The following is a 19,353-nucleotide window of genomic DNA, read 5'->3' as shown; positions in this document are numbered from 1 at the left end:
AACTAATGCATTCTTTGATGTTTTTAACGACGATACTGTCACTTAACAATATAGTCCGTTTTCCCCCAGAAATTTTTTTTAGATTTCATCGATTTCTATCCGAAACAAAATTGCTCTCTCTTGATCTAGAAAAGTGACTTTTTCTAGATTAATTGGTTTCTCGCTTGAAATCGTTGATATATCATACTTACAGAATATATTGCTTTATTACTCTGGTTGTTTTTCAACTACCTTCCTCAAGTTATTTTCAGCTATTTCTTCAAGGCAACAAAAAACACGGAGGAAATTGGAGGATGAATCCAACTATCCTTCGTGCTGTGTACATTTATCAATTTACTATGTACAAAAAGATAAAGATGAAACAAAAAAATCCGAAGATGTACCGGAAGTATACCGGAAAAATCTTCGGGTTAGGGGTACCTTTTCCAATTGATTCAGGCCATCAATTTCTCCCTCTGTTCCGCCCCAATGTTCTGCTAAACAGATTAATTTACGATATGGAAGAACTAAATACAAAAAATGGCTGGATTCCTCAACTTGCGCTTTTGCTTACATTAATATTCTCCTTTAATTACAAAAAACGAGCCCCGAATTGTTCCAGCTAGTTTAGATTTTTGCCTAGCAAACTTAAACTTCCCTTCTAACTCTTTTGGTACCTCCATCCCCTCAGAAAGCTTAAAACCAACGGCCCGCTTCTTAGGGTCATCAACTGTATACATAACGTTGACCCCAAGACCATTCTCATAAAAGACGTAGGCAAATTTGATATTTTCCACTTGAAAACGCGACGTTTCTAAAGGTTTGGCCGCAAACTCAATATCACGTTCCTCTTTCAAAATTCGGTTCACATAATCAAGGGGCTCCCGGCTATCGCTAGCTGGTACAACCACAAATTCATGCTTGTATTTGTTCATAAAGTAACGAGCTTCATTAGCACGTAAACCAGCAAGCGCTTCTACTACAGGTGAAGACTCTAAACCAACCGTAGACACATTTTTAAAATCAACGATACAGGACATTTCAACCCCTCCTTTTATCTCTTTATTTCCTAACAACAGGAATCCACATTTCACCAAATACTAAACCGTTTCGCTGCCCCATCTCAACCGTTGCATTTGGCCCACCAACATAGGCAAAATTCTTTGCTTCTGGCAAGGCTTGACCAAAGGCAATGCCAGTAAGCTTATTACTCAACTCTTCAGACGTCTTCTCTTCCCCTTTCACAACTAAGTACTCCCCCTTAGGAAATTGGATAACTCTGGATTCTTCTAGTGCCGGTGCTGATGCTAATGCTGATGCCTCTATCATGACGCCAGCATAATACATCATCTTGTTGTTTACCGCTTCGTTCACAGCAAAAATGTAGTCATTTGTGGCTATTGCTTTTAAAGTGTCAAGCCTTCCATCTTGTCTGACTGCCTGACAAAAGTCTGCCTTTTCCTTGTTTATGCCAGCAAAGTCTGTGTAATCACTCTCAAGCTCAGTTCCAGTACCTAACACGGTAAAGCTGTCTTTTTCTTCTATGGTAAAATCTGCCATATTCAAACCCTTCCTTTTTTTAAAATTTACCAAATGACTTGTCGTCTTCACTTGATAAGGTTATGATAGCCTTAAATCATGTCAAAATATGATACTGTTTAGGAGTCCCGATGAAAAAAGTTGAACGGATTAATACCATCATGCGGTATATTAATAACCGCTCCCACTTTACAATTTCTGAAATTATGCGAGAATTTAACATCTCTCGTTCGACAGCTATTAGAGATATCAGAGAAATTGAGGCACTGGGGATGCCACTTGTCGCTGAAGTTGGAAGGGATGGAGGTTATTTTGTCATGAACAACTCTGTCCTGCCCACTGTTCGCTTTACCGATAATGAGATTAAAGCTCTTTTTATTGCCTTTATGGCCACAAGAAATCAACAACTCCCCTATCTAAAGAGTCGTCAGTCTTTAGCTGAAAAATTATTAGGACTCATCTCAGAAAACCAGCAGGATGACCTTGTTCTTTTAAATCAAATTTTGCTTTTTGAAGGAACCAACCCTAATAATCCCGACCTACTTGAGCTTTCAGACCTCCCCCATCCTTTGTTAGAAAAACTCATCCAAATCCTTCTTTTGGATAGCTATTTATTGATTACCATCAAAGAAGGGAAAGTAATAAAGTCTTACCCAATTTATCTCCTGCACCTTTATCAAGAAAAAAGCCATTGGCTGATTGAAGGCTTTGACTTAAGAGAAGAAATGAAGAAGATTTTTCCTGTCGACCATCTCATCAATGTCGAACCCTACCCGACGAAAAAAAGATTAAGCAAGAAAAAGATTTTAGAAAAACTAAGTAAGCAGGAAGAAGTAATCAACCTTGTCCTTGAACTTGGTCCAAAAGCGATTGCCCAGTTCAAAAAATACCATCCTTTAAAAGTTTCCATTTCCTATACGAATCCTTACCAAACCACAGCCATTCTAAAGACTTTTATCAATGTTAACAATTCCGAAGAATTGACCGAAATAACAAATTGGCTACTTTTTCTAGGTGAGAATATCAAGGTAAGGGAAATGCCAGAAGAAGTCTTGGAAGATTTGCAAGAGAGATTAATTTTATACAGCCCATGAGCAGTTGCCAGTTAAAAACTGTAGCTGCATAATATAAATTTTAACCTCCGTATCATTCAATAGATTTTTGTAAATTTATTAGCGTTTCTAACAAATCTTTATATTTTTCCTCACCCATACCATTTTCAACCTTTTGTTGTATTTGTAACCAAATAGGCGTTGCTTCTTCTAATTTGATAAGACCTATGTCGGTTATCGAAATAGATTTTGTTCTTGAATCATTTTTATCCTTTGTAATGTTAACATAGCCACTTTTTTTTAAGATATGTACATTACGAGTAATAGTCGTTTGGTCAAGTAACATAATCTCTCCTAGCTTACTAATTGAAATTTCTTTATGACGGGCAATGTTTACTAACATATAGTATTGGGTGACTTTTAAACCAGTAGATTGCATTTGCTTTTCATATGCTTGAGTAACGATTCTTGCTGCTTTTCTAAGGTTCGCACAGGCACAAAGTTGTATAATATAATCCATCTCGTTGTGTTTGTTATTCATAAAGCAGATCTCCTTTCAAATCCATTCAAACTTAATAAGTCGTTCACGATATTTTCATTAAAGAAGCATTCAATATTTAATTGGTAATTACTTCTTGACAGGTAAAATGTTTACTAATACCATTATACATGTACATACATGTATTTGGAAAGAAAAGAAAACATCTTCTTTTTAGTAGTGCCCAATATATGTATATACATATAAATGGTTGAAGGAGGATATTCTATGTAGGACAATGATTAAATTTGTATTGATTATAATTTCAATTCTATGCATTAAATGTTTTTTATTTAGATGTAGTTTGGATTAATTTTTTTAAATATTAAATAGGATTGCTTCGGCTCAATCAGCAAAATTTCAGAAATTGGGGGGATAATGATGGTTAAGAAGGCGCTTTATCTTGATGATTTAAAAGTAGGCGATTCTTTTATCAGTGAAAAATATCATTTAAGTGCAGACAAAATAAAAAGATTTGCCAATGAGTTTGATCCACAAGCTTTTCATTGTGATGAGAGTTTAGCAGAAGATACTTTTTTCAAAGGATTAGCTGCCAGTGGTTGGCATACTGCAGCGGTTACGATGAAATTATTGACGGGTAGTCTACCTTTGGCTCATGGGATTATTGGAGCTGGCGGAGAGATTACATGGCCACAGCCAACTCGCCCAAATGATGTGTTATATGTAAAGAGCACAATTAAAGAGATCAAACCTTCTAAATCAAAACCTAACCAAGCACTTGTAATTGTTGAGTGTGAAACTTTAAATCAACGTAATGAGGTTTGTCAACGTTTGGTAACAACGCTTTTAAGCTTTAGAAAGAGTTAAGATTAGAAAATTCACTGTAAAAGCTATAGAGGGGTTTTTGGCAGTCTAAACAGTCGTAGTGCAGTTGCAAAAATCTGAAAAAGGTATTTACCCCCACTTGTCCATAAATTTATTGAATTGGTTAAGCGTTTTTTTGAACGTTGATGCTAGTATATTTTATTAAAAACGAGAACTTACCATTCCAGGTAGTTCTCGTTTTTTCGAATTAATGGATTTTACTTACATTATTTATCCGCCAAACTTAAGTCTTCTTCCTTTTGTTTAGACAATACTTTTGTATCTGGAAGGGCCATTAATGCTGGAACAAAAGTAGGAAGCAATACAAAGCAAAGTACGATTAAGCCTATAATAACTGCTATGGCCAATTCAGTTAACAGCACCATTCCAGCGGGTATAAGCGTCGCAAAGGTACCTCCTAGGATGATGATAGCCGCTATGATCACACCGCCTGTATGCTTGGAAGCCAACACGATTGCTTCTTTAGGCGACAGATGTGGGTATTCCTTAAAGCGCATCATTAAGAATATACTATAATCTACTCCCAAGGCTACAATGATGATAAAGGAGAAGAATGGAACAAAGGAAGAGAGGCCTTCATACCCTAGCAAATCTAAGAAAATATAGTTTGTGATGAACATGGCTGCATAGTATGCACCTACGAGAGATGCAGTGATGAAAACCGGTGTCCAGAAAGATCTTATCACAAAGAACAGCACAAGCAATACGCCTATAATGACGATGATCGTTGTTCTATTTAGATCTCTGGACAGTATATCGTTCATATCTTTGGTTGTAGCACTTGATCCAGATGTTCCACTCTTGGCATCTGAAAGTACTGTATCTTTCAGTCCATTGGAAACCGTTGTGTTAATTTTATTGATCGTATTTAAAGCTTCCTTTGAATAAGGTTCATCATTCAAAACGATTGTCATCTTTGTAATTTTTCTATCCTTGGACAAGAACGCATCTAATGATTTTTTAAAGTCTTTGTTCGTCAAAGCTTCCTTTGGAATAAAGAAATTTTTATTTGTATGAAGTTGGGATAAATAACCATTCGTTTGTCCAAGTCCATCAGAAATTTGTTCCAATCCGCCGTTTACATCTGATAGTTTTTCCCCAAAGGTACTGAATCCATTGAGGCCGTCTGCAAGTTGCTGCTGACCCGACTTCATCTGGCCAAGCCCATCATTTACACTGTTCATGTTCGTTACGATTGTGTCGATTCCAGAAGACGCTTTCCCAAGTCCTTCTTTCAGTTTTTTTAAACCGTCTGCCATTTGGGATAAACCGCTGCCCATCTCTTCAAGATTTTTATTGGCGGTACCAAAACCGGCGGTTACTTCATTGTAGTTTTCATTTAACGCTTGAATGCCCCCAGGTGTAATTTGACTTAAAGATGTGGATAACTGGTCGATTGTATGCTTTAATGCTTGGTAATTCGCATCATCTTTGGCATTGGAATAACTGCTTCCTAAGGCATCCGCCATTGATTGCATTTGAGAGAGTGCACTTTTTACACCCAGAAGCGCTTGGGCTGCCTCTTGATAGTGGGTCCCCATCTCCTTATAACCAGCCTGCATCTTTCCATAATTATCAGCTAACACTGCTACTCCGCTGCTCATCTTTGAAAGATTCGTTTCTATAGCCGCTATACCGTTCGAAATCGTTTGTGGATTACTTGTCCCATCATCGATTCCAGCTTGGATTTGCTTTAATCCTTTGGTTAAGGCGGTCATACCGTCTTGAAGCTCCGCAGTACCGTCAACCATTTGGTTAACATCAGAAAAATCCGCTGATCCGAGCTTTTCTTGTGCTTCCTTCATTCCATCATGTATTTCGTCAACACCGTCTTGAGTTTGTGATAAGCCATCTGTAACTGACTCCATTTGGCTGTCGACGTAAAAATCTTCAATTTTCTCCCCTTGAGGCTGTGTTACAGAAGAAACCTGCTTTACTCCCTTAATCCCTTTAAGTCTTTCCGTTACGTTATCAATAACGGCTAGAGACTCATTATTATCAAGGGCTTTGTTATTTTCAATAACAACAGTAGCAGGCATGGACTGCCCTTTACCAAAATGCTCCGAAACCAATTGAATCGCTTTGGAAGAAGGATATCTGTCTCCAAGTTCCCCGACGGTATCAAAGTTAAGCTTTTCCTGATGGAAATAGACCATTGGCCCTATTATGCAAAGGATGATGACAGTGATGACAATAGGGTGTTTGGTAGCAAAGGAAGATGATTTTCCCCAGAATTTGTTTTCCTTATGGCCACCAACATTTTTGGATGGCCAGAAAAGTTTTTTGCCTAGCAGCTTCATAATAAACGGAGTTAAAGTCAAAATTTCGAGCAATAGTATTGTTACACCTATTACAACAACAACACCAGATTGATAGATTGGCGATTCGGAAAAAACGAGAGCAAGGAAAGCAATAAACACAGTGGCTATACTATAAGCTATTGTTTTTCCTGCTGTTTTATAAGTATTTATGATCGAATCATCTATAGAGTGGCCATGTGACAGTTCTTCCTTAAATCGATTAAAAAGAAGAATGTTGTAATCCGTGCCTAACCCAAAGAGGATGAGAACTAGAAGCATTTGGGTAAGACTTGTAATCGGAAATCCCGCTTTATCAATTAATTGGGCTGCAATTCCCATGGAACATAGATAGGAAAAGGCTACCGCCATAAGAGATACCAATGGGGTAACGACAGACCGAAATGCAAGGATAAGTACGACTAAAATAAATACAACGGTCAATGCGGCACTCTTCTCGACACCTGCCTGCGATGCCTTCAGATAATCATTATTGATAAAGTCTTCACCGCTCAGATAGTATTCAACAGGTACATTATTAAGTTTGCTATCGAATTGTTTTTTGATATCATCTATTTCTCTAGCTTTCTTATCAAGCTTATAGCTCACCATAAGAGTTGTACCATCTTTAGAAACTAAAGAGCTTTTTGCTTCAGGCATACTGAAGGGATCAATTATGTTTGTGACGCCAAGTTCTGAACTGCTATCACTAAGTGATTTTACCGCTTCCTCGATTTCTTTCATTTCACCATTCGAAATTTTATTTTTATTATAAAAAACGATAAGGTTGTCTGTACCTTCCGCTGTATCCATTTTCTTTAATATATTGTCTGCTATGACGGATGGGCTGTCTTTACTTGTACCTTCCTGTCCTTTTTCCCGCAGTATTGCATTGATGTCTGGCTGAATGACAGTAAGCACTATCGTGGCAATGAGCCAGATTGCGAATATAGCCCAACGGCCTTTAATAATCTTTCTCACCTTGCACCCTCCATTTTTAATTTACAAGTTTATTTTCCGTGTTTGGCTTCTCCAGGAAAGTACAAAACCTCAAAGAATTCATCATTGTCCATTCCTTCTGCCTTCATTTTTTCCTTGACAGCTGAAACCAATAACCGCATTCCCTTCTCTACTATCTCTTGTTCGTTAGGGCTTAATAGATCTAGCACACCGATTAATGATGTATTTGCAATTTCCAATATGCTCTCATTGATTTCTTCAGCAAGTTCGGCAGACAAGGAAATATCCACGATACGTTTATCGTTAGCATTCGGAGTTTTCACTAGAAAACCTTTTGAAATAAGTCTTTCGACAATATCTGAAACGGTGCTTTGCGTCATTTTTAAATTTTGAGAGAGTTGTTTAATACTGACAGTTTTATGTGCGAACACATCGCCAATAACCTTTACTTGGGGAATGGTGACACCATGCTCCTTTGCTTGTTTCTGAAGACTTTTCATAATATAGCGATGTAAAAAATCAACGGATTCACGAATAAAATTAGCCTTATCCACTATGTCTAGCCCCCTTTCACAAAAACATCGCACACGATACATCGTACACGATTTATATTATGAGTATACTCTTTCATTGTCAATGTAAAAAAATAGATTATCAGAATTCCTAATAACAAAGATAGTATAGTCAGTATGAGCCTTTGATGTATAAGGAAGTGGGAGATCATTGGAGAGAAAAAAGACTGGATCCTTACGGATCCAGCCCCGAACGTATATTGATTTTTCATTGTGAAAACCGATTGAATGTTAGTGAAAAAACCTCTAATTACATAGTCTAAGTTCTCCTGCTGTTCTTCCCGTTTCAGGACCGGCTTTTTTATCCAAGTGGCAGGGAGGCACTCAGCAAAACCATTATGAACATTCTAATGACTACTATTACTGTGTAAATAAGCGGAAGAATGACTGGGAATTGGTTTAAAGCGAGACTTCCAAACAGCCGTTTCTTTTTCCGGCTGGGTAAGATTTCCTAGCTCCTCCATTCTTTTTAAAACAACAGCCTGTCTTTCACTTGCCTTTTCGGGATTTTTTATTGGTGAATAAATTTCTGGTGCCTTTGGGAGGCCTGCAAGTATAGCTGCCTCTTTTAATGTAACTGTATCTTGGCCTAACAAATTTTTATCAAAGTACAGCTGGGCCGCTTCTTTTAAACCATATGTCCCATGGCCGAAATAAATCGTATTTAAGTACATTTCTAATATTTCTTCCTTGGAATAAAGGCGTTCGATTTGAATTGCCATGAGTATTTCTTTTAATTTTCTTCCAATCGATTTATCCTGCGTCAAAAATTGATTTTTTACGAGCTGCATCGTGATTGTACTGCCACCTTGAGCAAAAGATAGGGTCTTGAGATCTACCAATAATGATCGAGCTAAGGAAATCGAATCTATACCAAAATGATGATAAAAACGATGATCTTCTATACTGACAAAAGCCTGGGGAACATAGTCAGGCAGCTCGGCAATCGGTACAAAGCTTTCATTCTTTTTAATGGCTTCAAGTTGGGCAATCTGTTCGTTGCCTACCAATATTTCTCCAGCAATCGCCATAAACATAAAGCCGGCAAACAGGAGTAGAATGGGAATGATCAACCATTTCCCTTTATGTGAACTTTTTCTTGCGAATCGAGTCGTGCGGCTATTTCCCACATTCCGTTTCAAATCAATCGAACGAGCATTCATTAGACACTCCCCTTTGCTTACCGCTTATCCTTAGTATAGAAAATGATTCAGCTTAAACCTATTGATCTTCATTTCATTTCCCTTACATTTTTGTCATGTTTTTTGTTAAAGTCTCCATTGTTGGAGACAAATTAGAGCCTGCTTTTGAAAAAAGATTGATCAAAGCAGGCTCTTTAAATATTTTGTTCAGAAGAATTTTTGTGACAAACTCTCTCCATTGAAATGGCGAGCTTCGAATTCCCGGCTTTAACTTAATATATACTTTTACTATTTTCCGGCAGTTTGAACGGATTTTCTTTATTGATGCGATCATAAAACATAATGCCATTGAGATGGTCTATTTCATGTTGAATGACAATAGAGGGATATCCGCTAAGTTTTAATAATATCTCTTCTCCCTCCAAATCAAAACCTTTCACTTTAATCCGCTCATATCTTGGAACAAGCCCTTTTATATCACGATCGACAGAGAGGCACCCTTCTCCTTGCGGCAAATAAATCATGGATACAGAATGGCTGACTATTTTTGGATTAATCAGTGTATATTCATGCTCATTACCTTTCTCATCCGTTAAATACGCTGCAAACATTCGCTTATTCAAACCAATCTGATTTGCTGATAAACCTACTCCAGCGCGTAAATTATATTTGTTTGCCAGATCGGGATCTTGACTATTCTTCAAGAAATTCAACATGCAATTTAATGTTTCCTTATCTTCTTCAGAAGGCGGCACCATCACTTCTTGTGTTTTTTGATGCAGAATTTGATTCCCTTCCCTTACAATATCTTTCATCGTAATCATATAATTTGAATGAAATTTACTCATAAATAAATAATTCATCTACCTTTACTTTTAATATTTTTGATAATTTGAAAGCCAGTTCCAGTGTAGGATCATATTTATCATTTTCTATACAATTTATCGTTTGCCTAACTACTCCACACTCCTCGGCAAGTTTCGCCTGCGTAATTCCTAATTTTTTCCGTATTGTTTTTATTTTATTTTTCAAGAGTATCACCCGTGTCAAAAGTATTGGACATTTTTATTTTAACAACCTGAACAAATATGTCAATTACTTTGGACATATTTGTTTGATAGTGAATAGATATTGGCACACTTAAACCCTTACCTTACCTGCTTTCCACCCCTTTTCACCTTCAAAAAATGTTAAGGATAAAAGGATGATTGTTCAGGCATTTTATTTGGTTTTTCTTTGCCGTTTTTTACCAAACGATTGAATAAACTGAATGTCATGATAAGCAAACAAAAAAAGAACCGGGGCAACGTACCAACGGTACGCTTCCCGATTCTTGTCAGATTTACATCGTTCCGTATTCCCCTGTTCAAAAGAATAGCAGGAACTAAATTTATCCTTACGATAGTTTGTGCACAATTAGGGAGGATATTTCAAGTTAAAGGAACTTTGACATACTATTTAAAAATGCCCAGTTTCCAAAACATCCCGCATTCTATCTAAACGAATGTACTAATCGACATCGTGCTATTACATTTCGTCAAGCGGCACGTCTTTGACATGTGTTGCGATCCACCAAATGTGTCCAAAAGGATCTATGATTCCTCCGCGCCGATCACCTTCAACATGATCTTCTACAGGCTCCAGTTCCTTTGCACCTGCATCAATCGCTCGTGCAAAAAGAGTATCTACGTCCTCAACATAAACAAAAATATGCATCGTAGTTCCTCCAATAGACTGTGGGCTGCGCATAATCGGGTATTCTGGAAATTCGTCCACGATCATGATTGGTGAATCACCGATCTTGATCTCCGCATGCTGAACCTTTCCACTATCGCCTGTTACACGCATCAATTCAGTTGCTCCAAACGCTTTTTTGTAAAATGTTATGGCATCGGCTGCATCCTTGATAATCATGTACGGTGTCACAGCGTGATGGCCCTCCGGTATGGCTTTTGTTTTATGTGTCATAAAACGTTCCTCCAATTCATTAAAAAATTTGAATGCATTCATCCCAAAAAATTGGTCAAATACTGGAACGATTGCATCAAATTTATTCTAAGTCCTATTGAAATGAGTGGTATTGTAAAAAAATGACCCTACCCGCCAAACGGGACATGATTTTTTTGTTTCCCTTGATTTAAGTGGTAGGTTGTTGGGCTAAGACCGGAAAAAGACCGAAAATCGTGGATGAAATGTGCCTGGTCATAATAACCGGAGGTCAAAGCAATATCTGTCCAATCAACTTGCTCTCCATCTTCAATGAGACAAAGCACATTCTGAAAGCGCTGAATACGGCAAAATTGTTTTGGTGTCAATCCGACTTCTTCCTTGAACACTTGAATAAATCGTCTTGAACTCAAACTAATTTGTTCAGTCACATCAGCAATCTTCCACTGATGGGGGGAAGCCAGAAATTTCCTAAGCGCGAAAACAACAGCAGGATGAGATGCCGAGGCTTGAGTCATCATTCCCATCAAGTATTGTTCGAGAATTTGAAATTTGGCAACCGGCGTTTCAGCTTCAAGAAGTTGTTCTCGCATTTCAGTCGCTTTTGTCCCCCAAAGTTCGTCCAACGCCACATGCTCATTGTGCAACTCATCTGCTGGTAACTTAAGAAAAGGAAAAGCACCACCGGGTTTAAAATGAACTCCTATAGTTGACGCTTGACTTGCCGTGTCGATAACTGTAAAGTCTGAATGTGGACCGGAGATCAGGCTCCCACGAAAACTTTTAAACCGGTCATGATTCTTTTGATCGTATACGTTAATCTTATCTTCTTCAAGATTGATAACGAATTCCATAGAACCATCCGGCAGGAGACGCTCCATTTTATGAGGCGGGTGGTAACCTTTATATAACCAAAATATATTTATAAAATTCGACAAGGGAGGCTGAGGATGGTATGTATGAAAAAGGGTCAAAACGATCACTACCTTCAATAGTTTCTAAAAAACACAGTCATTCCGAGTTCTAGTATTTCGGCTAATTTTCGATAATTTAACATCGTCAAGATAACATATGTTCTATCACTAGCCCAGTCATCTTTTCAAAAAATTTATGGACTTTTTGATCAAACGACAGTAACCATTGTTTGATAAATGCCAAATTGATGCTGGTTACCGAGTTTCACATATGATTTCCCCCTCCAATAATGCTTTCCTTAAAGATTCTATATATTTTTAATCATTCCTGTTTACGCCGTTTTAATCGTTGAATCAATTTCCATAAAATTATATTTCCTCATGTGAACCGGCGTTTAATCAAACGTTTAATTAAAAAGGCCTTCAAAACCAATTAAAAAAACAGAAAGATTACCCCCACCGTTCTTGTAAAAGCTGTATCTCTTTCGAATGTGAAAGTTCTTCTTTTGGCGTTTCCAAAATGAATGGAATATTTTTGAAATGCGGCGTCTTTATTAGTTGATCAAATTGAGACTCTTTTATGTAACCTGATCCAATAATAGGCGCATGCCGATCTTTTCCAAGCCTGGCGGCGTACTTCGAATTATTCAAATGAATGAGCTCCAATTCAGCAAAATAGCCAATTTCTCTTCCTTTTTTCATCAGTTCCCTCCAATTGCCCCCGTCCCATAAACCACATGAAAATGCATGGCATGTATCAAAGCAAAATCCGATTTTTTCAGGATGCTCACATAATTTCCGGATTTGGACCAGTTCTTCCAATGTTGTCCCGAACACACCAGGCAATCCAGCATTGTTTTCGAGCAATATCTTAGCGGAGCCTTCCCACTGGTTTAAGACTTCATTAAGCATGTCGAGGAGAAGTTGGTAGTTTTCAATGAGGGGAAGCCGGGAAATGCGCTTGCCAAAATGGACGACCACACCAATGGAACCACACGCTTCAGCAATTGCGAGATCATTTAATAAAGAACGGATCACTTGGTCACGCTTTTCTTCATTATGCGGCGTTAAACTTGTGGGATAAGGAGAGTGGCTGACAGATTGAATGGCGTTTTCCTCACAAAACGCCTTGCATAATGCTGCATCTTCCTTATTAAAGTCTTTCACGATCAAACTTCGGGGATTTTTCGGAAAGTATTGAAAGGCGGCGGCATTCATTTGAAACGCTTTTTTTGCCGCTCCTAAATAGCCTTCCCGTATGGAGATGTGGCAACCAAATCTCATGATGCATTCTCCTTGCATTACTGCTGGCAGTTTTTACAAAAATAGGTTTTACGGGTGGACATCTCCACTTTCACAATGGGTGTACCGCACCGTGGGCATTCTTTTCCTTCCAAGCCGTGAACGGACATCGGATAGCCGCCTGTTTTGCTGTCTTGCTTAAAAAGAGGCTCTGCCATATAACCGCCGTGCTGAATCGCCTTCTGAAGAATAAATCTGATGGATTCGTATAAACGGACGAATTGTCCATGATCGAGTTCATTTATTTTTCTTTCTGGAAGCAGCTGGGCATGCCAAAGAATTTCATCCGAATAGCGATTCCCAATCCCGGCAATCACTTCCTGATTCATGAGCGTTGTTTTTAATCCACCTCTTCTGCTTTTCATCCTGTCGAAAAACATATCAATTGAAAAACTCGAAGAGAGTGGTTCAGGCCCGATTTTCAGAAATTTTTTTTCGAGCCTTTCTGGTGTCAACAGGTGCAAATACCCTAAACGAAGGCCAATGAAATAAAGGTGATGATCTCCAAAGGATAGTTTCACTTGTACCGTATGTTCTGGCCGATCTTCGTCTTTTCCATAAAACATCCAACCGCCAAGCATCAAGTGCAAAAGTAAACAAGAACCATTTTGCAGATGAAAAATTAAATATTTGGCTCTTCTTTCAAAAGCCTCAATTTTCTGGTTCGTTACACGAAGAATAAATTGTTCTGTAGACAAATTCACAGATTTTTCCCGAGTAACCATAGCTTTTGTAATGGTTTGGCCGCCAATGAATTGCTGCAGCAAGGTTTTATATGTTTCCATCTCTGGCAGTTCGGGCATTTTCTCTTCCTCCACAATTAGCTTCTTTAATACCATTATCCCTCAAGATGCAAAAAACATGAGAATAAAAAATAGGCCTAGCCCCTATTGGATCCAGCCCTCTGCTCATCTTTTATTAATTAATGAATATTATGCTTTTTGAAGTTGCCTCCCTTCACCTCTGATACATCGTATACTGCTACAAAGGCATTTGGATCAATTTCTTGAATAATTTCTTTCATTTTGCTTTCTTCCAAACGGTTAATGATACAAGTAATTTCCTTGAATTCTTCATTAGAATAACCGCCAAGTGCCAGTGAATAAGTTGCTCCACGGCCTAAGCGATCACGAATGGTCTCAACCATTAATTCAGGCTGAGTGGTGATAATCTTATAGCTTTTAGAACCGCTTAAACCTTCTTCAACGATGTGAATTACTTTCGTAGCGATAAAGTAAGCAATGGCTGATAAAATGGCCCCTTGAAGGCCAAATACCGTTGATACGACAATAAAGACAAACATATTCAAAAATAAGATAAGATCACTTGTTCCAAAAGGTGATCTCCGGGATAGCAATACAGCTAACATATCAATTCCATCTAATGCACCGCCATTACGCAAGGCTAACCCCATCCCAAAGCCAAGGATAATACCGCCAACAACGGTTACTAATAATGTGTCACCTTCAACAATCGTTGGCACCTGATGCATTAATGCCGTCCCAACTGAAAGCGAAACAATGCCGATTACAGAAAAAATCGCAAAACTTTTCCCGATTTGCTTATAGCCTAAAAAGATGAAAGGGACATTCAAAACGGCAATAAGAGCGCCCAGCGGCACTCCAAAAAGTTGTGAGCCAACGATACTTAGTCCTGTCACTCCACCATCTGATACATTATTTGGGATTAATACTGATTCTAACCCGTAAGCTGCAATAAAGCCCCCAATAATAATCAATAATGCCCTTGAAGCGATCACAAGTTTACTGCGTTTTCGTTTTTTTGTAAGTGCACTCATTTTCATTTCCTCGTTTCAAGCTTTTATCAATTAATGTAGTTATCACTATTTAACGATACGTCTTCCGAACAACTTTATTGTAAATGAAACAACTTTATTTAAACAACTTTTTTTGTAACCTAATTGTTATTCAACATTCCGATAATGTACTTTTTCGTACTTTAATCAAACGTTTAATTAAATAAAAAAAGAACCGAAAACGCACCAACGGTACGCTCCCGATTCTGATTAATCGACTTAATCACTGCTAATTTGTTAGCCTATATTATCGTTAATTTGTAACGAGGCACATTGGAGCTGCTCTGATTGAACCGTGTCCTCTCTTCCGTAGAAATTCCCTTGATGCAGCCTTTTATTTCGGCTGCATCCTTATAGCTCCATCCAGACGAATGACCTCACCATTTAACATTGGATTCTCGACAATACTCCCGACAAGCTGTGCGTACTCACTTGGGTGGCCTAACCTTGGCGGAAACGGTGTCATTTTACCTAATTCTTCTCTCGCCTTTTCAGGCAGTGCTGCGAATAACGGAGTTTCAAAGAGCCCCGGGGCAATGGTCATGACACGGATCCCATAGTTGGACAAGTCCCTTGCAATCGGTAAAGTCATTCCAACAATACCACCTTTTGATGCGCTGTAAGCGGCCTGTCCGATCTGTCCGTCAAATGCGGCAACAGAGGCTGTATTAATGATGACACCCCGTTCCCCTTCTTCATTCGGTTCGTTTTCAGCCATTTTTTCTGAAACCAACCGGATAACATTAAATGTTCCAATCAAATTGATCTGTATCACTTTTGAAAAAGAACCAAGATCGTGCGGGCCCTTTTTGCCAACCGTTTTTTCCGCCACAGCAATCCCTGCACAGTTTACAGCAATGCTGACACGGCCAAAGGTATCCACCGCCTCGTTCAACCCGGCCTTCACACTTCCCTCATCCGTCACATCCGTTTTCACAAATTTGACCTGATCCCCCAGTTCCTTTGCCAATTTTGCGCCCTGTGTTTCCTGAATATCAAAGATTACGGCGTTTCCTCCATTGGAAACGATATTTCTAACCGTCGTTTCCCCCAGACCGGAAGCACCTCCTGTTACGATTGCTGTTGACCCTTTGATTTCCATATGGATCTCTCCTTTTGAAATAAGATATGTTTCTAGTGAATTATAAATTTAACCAAATGTCCTTTTTATGAATCAATGCCGTAAATCGCATCAATTTTATGGTTCAACTGGTTTGAGTGGCCTTGTTTTTCACCTTTTCTCTTAACTTAAATTTTTGAATTTTACCGCTGGGTGTTCGTGGTAGCTCATTAAACACTTCAAGGTATTCCGGCCAGTATTGTTTCGCAATGCCTTGTGTCTCCAAAAATTCTTTCAAGCTTTCCATCGTCAATGTTGTTCCTTCTTTGAGCGCGACACAAGCGCATGCTCTTTCTTGCAATCTCGGGCAAGGGACAGATACAACAGCGGCCGTCGTGATATGAGGATGCGAATGAAGCACATCTTCAACATAGGCAACTGGAATGTTTTCCCCTCCTCGAATAATGATGTCTTTTGACCGTCCCGAAATTTTGATATGTCCACTTTCATCCATCACTGCTAAATCACCGGTCATAAACCAGTCCTTATCAAATTCTTCTTTCGTCTTCTCCAATCGTTTAGCATAACCTACAAAAACAAACGAACCACGGACTTCCAAATTGCCCTCTACCCCGTATGGCAACTCATTGCCGTCTTCATCTACCACACGTACTTCCATCCCTTTGCTTATCGAAACACCGTCAGATGACGTGATCGTCTCAATCGGATCACTCAGATTGCCAACGGTAACAATCGCATCTTCCGTCTGGCCCCAGGCACCTAAAACTTTACAATTGGGCAGCTTTTCCAAAGCTTCTTCAAGAAGCGGCTTCGGAATAGGGGCCCCAGCACAAACAAAAATTCTTAATGAAGAAATGTCATGGCCGTTTAGGTTTTTTGCGTTTAACAAATCGTGCAAAAAAGGCGTTGCCCCAAACGTCACGGTAATCTTTTCTTCTTCGACCATTTCAACGAATTTTTCCGAATTCCAAATATCCTGATAGACTCCTTTTCCACCACACTGTATTGGCATTCTTGCCCCGTAAAGAAAACCGGTTTGATGCGCAAACGTGGAGGCCATATGAATCACATCATCTTCCGTTAATCTTAAATGATCGATCATTCCCTTTGTTGCGCATGTCAAGGTATTGTGAGTATGCAAAGCACCCTTGGGCTCTCCGGTTGTTCCGGACGTAAAGATAATTTCTGTCACCTCATTCGGATCAACCTTGCTATTCTCAACTTCTTTTGTTTCTTCCCATTTGAGCATCCACTCTTCGTAAGCCAGCGATTCACTCTCCTCGGGTTCACCAACAATGATAATATTTTGTAGAGAGGGAAGGTTTGGCTTTAATCGATAAATCATTTCCTCATAGTCAAAGTTCCGAAACTTCTTGGGAGCCACATATACCTTTGATTCTGCTAGATCGACCATATAGCTGATTTCCTTTTCCCGGTAGATCGGGACAAGCGGGTTTGTTACCGCTCCCAATAATGTTGCAGCATAATGAAAAACAAGAAATTCCACCCAATTTGGAAGCTGCAAAGAAACAACCGTATTCTTTTCAATCCCTAACGCCGCCAAACCGGCTGCGCAAAGTTTCACCTGGTTGGCAAGTTCACGGTAAGTCAACCGGGTTCGGCCATCATAAACCGCCTCTTTGCCAGAAAATTTGTCAACCGATTGATTGAGATGATCAATCATTGTTTCATTGAACCATAGTCCTTTTCGCTCCATTTCTTCTATTCTCTCAGCTGTTAATAGTGTTTCAAAGGCCATTCGTCTCCTCCTCATGCTTTCTCATATTGTCAAAGATTGATGTTGAAATTTGTCCTTAAGGACGTTTGGAATCATCCTTTTTCCATAAGATACCGTACCCATCAAATTAATCGGACAGCAGCTGTTTGCTGATTACGAGGCTTTGGATTTCGCTTGTTCCTTCGTATATTTCGCACACCTTGGCATCCCGGAAAAATCGTTCAACCGGGTAATCCTTTGTGTAACCATATCCCCCGTAGGTTTGAACGGCTTCTGTTGCGACCTTCATTGCAGTTTTTGAAGCAAACAATTTCGCCATTGAGGCCTCTTTTGGACACAAAATATTTCGGGATATTAGATTTGCAGCTTGATAGGTTAACAGTCTTGACGCTTCGACAATCGTTGCCATATCGGCAAGCTTAAATCCTATTCCTTGAAAATGGCCGATTGGTTTTCCGAATTGTTCGCGCTCTTTTGCATAATTCACCGCGTGTTCGAGAGAAGCTTCTGCGATTCCCAATGCTTGTGCTGCGATGCCGACTCGCCCTTTGTTCAAGTTCGACAGGGCAATTTTATAACCTTGACCTTCCTCTCCGAGAAGGTTTTCCTTTGGCACGATAGCGTTTTCGAAAAAAAGTTCGTACGTACTCGAACCATTTAAACCCATTTTTTTTTCTTTTTTACCGAAGAAGAATCCGGGTGTCCCTTTTTCAACAATAAAGGCGGAAATGCCACAGGATCCCGCTTCGGGATTCGTGGATGCGAAGACGATATAGGTTTGTGCTTCACCACCATTTGTGATAAAAACCTTCGAACCGTTCAGCACATAATGATCCCCTTGTTGAACCGCCCGTGTTTTTAAACCGGCTGCATTTGAACCCGCTCCCGGTTCTGTTAAACCAAAGGCTCCAATATATTCCCCACTTGCAAGTTTAGGAATATATTTTTTCTTTTGATCTTCTGTTCCAAAATAAAGAATCGGATTCGTTCCAACAGAGGTATGAACAGATAATATTACTCCGAATGTAGCACTTACTTTTGAAAGCTCATGAATCGCAATAATATATGAGGTAAAATCCATTCCCGATCCACCATACTCTTCAGGAATGGGAATCCCCATCAATCCCAATGCTCCCATTTTTTTGACGACTTCTCTCGGGAATTCATCGGTTTGATCCATCTCTTCAACGATGGGAGCAATTTCCTTTGCAGCGAAGCCCCTAACCATTTTTTTCATCATTTTCTGTTCTTTCGTAAATGTGAGTTCCATTTAAACCACCTACCTTGATGTAAAGCCGGAGAATTCCTATCCTGGTATAGGAGACCCGGTATATTGGAATTTTTTCATCTCGTTAACTGACTGAGCGCTTGTTCATAATTTGCGCTGGCTCTACCTTCTTTTATCAATTTTTGAAGTTCTTTTGCTTTTTTCGCCAAAAAACCCCCCCCTTTAGACAATCATATCTAAAGGGGAAAAACGGTGCAACTTTAATTTAAATCGACAACACTCAAAGGCTCACTGTTGGTTCAAGCAGCGTTAGTGTTTGGTTGATCGTATTCATATTAACCATTGCCCCAATAGGAATTGCCGTTTTATAAGTACCATGTCCAGTTGTAAGATTGGTCATCA

Annotated in this window: 18 protein-coding genes; 2 read left to right on the top strand and 16 right to left on the bottom strand. The window is 39.1% G+C overall.

The window, feature by feature from the left end:
• Positions 1-554: 554 nt before the first annotated feature.
• On the bottom strand, positions 555-1,019 hold the full coding sequence (locus DCC39_RS16900) for a phage tail protein (protein WP_116556076.1): 465 nt from the start codon (positions 1,017-1,019) through the stop codon (positions 555-557).
• A gap of 22 nt (positions 1,020-1,041) precedes the next feature.
• Entirely contained in the window at positions 1,042-1,539 is a 498-nt protein-coding gene (locus DCC39_RS16895; RefSeq protein WP_116556075.1) for a GyrI-like domain-containing protein, read from the bottom strand.
• Between the two features lie 110 nt (positions 1,540-1,649).
• On the opposite strand from DCC39_RS16895, the gene DCC39_RS16890 reads away from it, so the two are divergent.
• Positions 1,650-2,612: a helix-turn-helix transcriptional regulator gene (locus tag DCC39_RS16890; protein WP_116556074.1), complete on the top strand. Its 963-nt coding sequence runs from the start codon at positions 1,650-1,652 to the stop codon at positions 2,610-2,612.
• 52 nt (positions 2,613-2,664) lie between these two features.
• On the opposite strand, the gene DCC39_RS16885 is transcribed toward DCC39_RS16890, so the two are convergent.
• Positions 2,665-3,111: a MarR family winged helix-turn-helix transcriptional regulator gene (locus tag DCC39_RS16885; RefSeq protein WP_116556073.1), complete on the bottom strand. Its 447-nt coding sequence runs from the start codon at positions 3,109-3,111 to the stop codon at positions 2,665-2,667.
• Between the two features lie 378 nt (positions 3,112-3,489).
• Here DCC39_RS16885 and DCC39_RS16880 point away from each other — a divergent pair, with 378 nt between their 5' ends.
• Positions 3,490-3,936 (top strand): MaoC family dehydratase, encoded by a 447-nt coding sequence (locus tag DCC39_RS16880; protein ID WP_116556072.1) that lies wholly within the window; start codon positions 3,490-3,492, stop codon positions 3,934-3,936.
• A gap of 224 nt (positions 3,937-4,160) precedes the next feature.
• On the opposite strand, the gene DCC39_RS16875 is transcribed toward DCC39_RS16880, so the two are convergent.
• From DCC39_RS16875 to DCC39_RS16815, 13 genes are all read right to left on the bottom strand, one after another.
• Positions 4,161-7,232 carry an MMPL family transporter gene (locus DCC39_RS16875; RefSeq protein WP_116556071.1) on the bottom strand — a complete coding sequence of 1,024 codons (3,072 nt, stop codon included), beginning with the start codon at positions 7,230-7,232 and terminating at the stop codon, positions 4,161-4,163.
• A gap of 29 nt (positions 7,233-7,261) precedes the next feature.
• Entirely contained in the window at positions 7,262-7,765 is a 504-nt protein-coding gene (locus tag DCC39_RS16870; protein WP_116556070.1) for a MarR family winged helix-turn-helix transcriptional regulator, read from the bottom strand.
• A 365-nt stretch (positions 7,766-8,130) separates the two neighbouring features.
• Complete coding sequence (locus DCC39_RS16865; protein WP_116556069.1) at positions 8,131-8,946, bottom strand: transglycosylase domain-containing protein; 816 nt, start codon at positions 8,944-8,946, stop codon at positions 8,131-8,133.
• Positions 8,947-9,197: 251 nt separating this feature from the next.
• On the bottom strand, positions 9,198-9,773 hold the full coding sequence (gene def / locus DCC39_RS16860; protein WP_116556077.1) for a peptide deformylase: 576 nt from the start codon (positions 9,771-9,773) through the stop codon (positions 9,198-9,200).
• Positions 9,766-9,957 carry a helix-turn-helix transcriptional regulator gene (locus DCC39_RS16855; RefSeq protein ID WP_116556068.1) on the bottom strand — a complete coding sequence of 64 codons (192 nt, stop codon included), beginning with the start codon at positions 9,955-9,957 and terminating at the stop codon, positions 9,766-9,768. Before DCC39_RS16855 ends, def begins: the two co-directional genes overlap by 8 nt.
• Before the next feature lie 495 nt (positions 9,958-10,452).
• A complete protein-coding gene (locus DCC39_RS16850; RefSeq protein ID WP_116556067.1) occupies positions 10,453-10,893 on the bottom strand; it encodes a VOC family protein in 441 nt (146 codons plus the stop codon).
• Positions 10,894-11,021: 128 nt separating this feature from the next.
• A complete protein-coding gene (locus tag DCC39_RS16845; RefSeq protein WP_338066571.1) occupies positions 11,022-11,855 on the bottom strand; it encodes a helix-turn-helix domain-containing protein in 834 nt (277 codons plus the stop codon).
• Between the two features lie 381 nt (positions 11,856-12,236).
• Complete coding sequence (locus tag DCC39_RS16840) at positions 12,237-13,070, bottom strand: deoxyribonuclease IV (protein WP_116556065.1); 834 nt, start codon at positions 13,068-13,070, stop codon at positions 12,237-12,239.
• 17 nt (positions 13,071-13,087) lie between these two features.
• Positions 13,088-13,891 carry a bifunctional DNA-formamidopyrimidine glycosylase/DNA-(apurinic or apyrimidinic site) lyase gene (gene mutM, locus DCC39_RS16835; RefSeq protein WP_116556064.1) on the bottom strand — a complete coding sequence of 268 codons (804 nt, stop codon included), beginning with the start codon at positions 13,889-13,891 and terminating at the stop codon, positions 13,088-13,090.
• Between the two features lie 119 nt (positions 13,892-14,010).
• A complete protein-coding gene (locus DCC39_RS16830; protein WP_407071871.1) occupies positions 14,011-14,886 on the bottom strand; it encodes a YitT family protein in 876 nt (291 codons plus the stop codon).
• A 352-nt stretch (positions 14,887-15,238) separates the two neighbouring features.
• Positions 15,239-16,006 (bottom strand): 3-hydroxyacyl-CoA dehydrogenase, encoded by a 768-nt coding sequence (locus tag DCC39_RS16825; RefSeq protein ID WP_116556062.1) that lies wholly within the window; start codon positions 16,004-16,006, stop codon positions 15,239-15,241.
• Positions 16,007-16,109: 103 nt separating this feature from the next.
• Positions 16,110-17,744, bottom strand: coding sequence for an AMP-binding protein (locus tag DCC39_RS16820; RefSeq protein WP_116556061.1), 1,635 nt, complete (start codon positions 17,742-17,744; stop codon positions 16,110-16,112).
• Between the two features lie 106 nt (positions 17,745-17,850).
• On the bottom strand, positions 17,851-18,993 hold the full coding sequence (locus tag DCC39_RS16815) for an acyl-CoA dehydrogenase (RefSeq protein ID WP_116556060.1): 1,143 nt from the start codon (positions 18,991-18,993) through the stop codon (positions 17,851-17,853).
• Between the last annotated feature and the right edge of the window lie 360 nt (positions 18,994-19,353).

Origin of the sequence: Pueribacillus theae (assembly GCF_003097615.1) — a bacterium.
Taxonomy (GTDB): domain Bacteria; phylum Bacillota; class Bacilli; order Bacillales; family UBA6769; genus Pueribacillus; species Pueribacillus theae.
The sequence above is the reverse complement of the archived record's forward strand: the minus strand, read 5'-3'. Positions and strand labels throughout refer to the sequence as shown.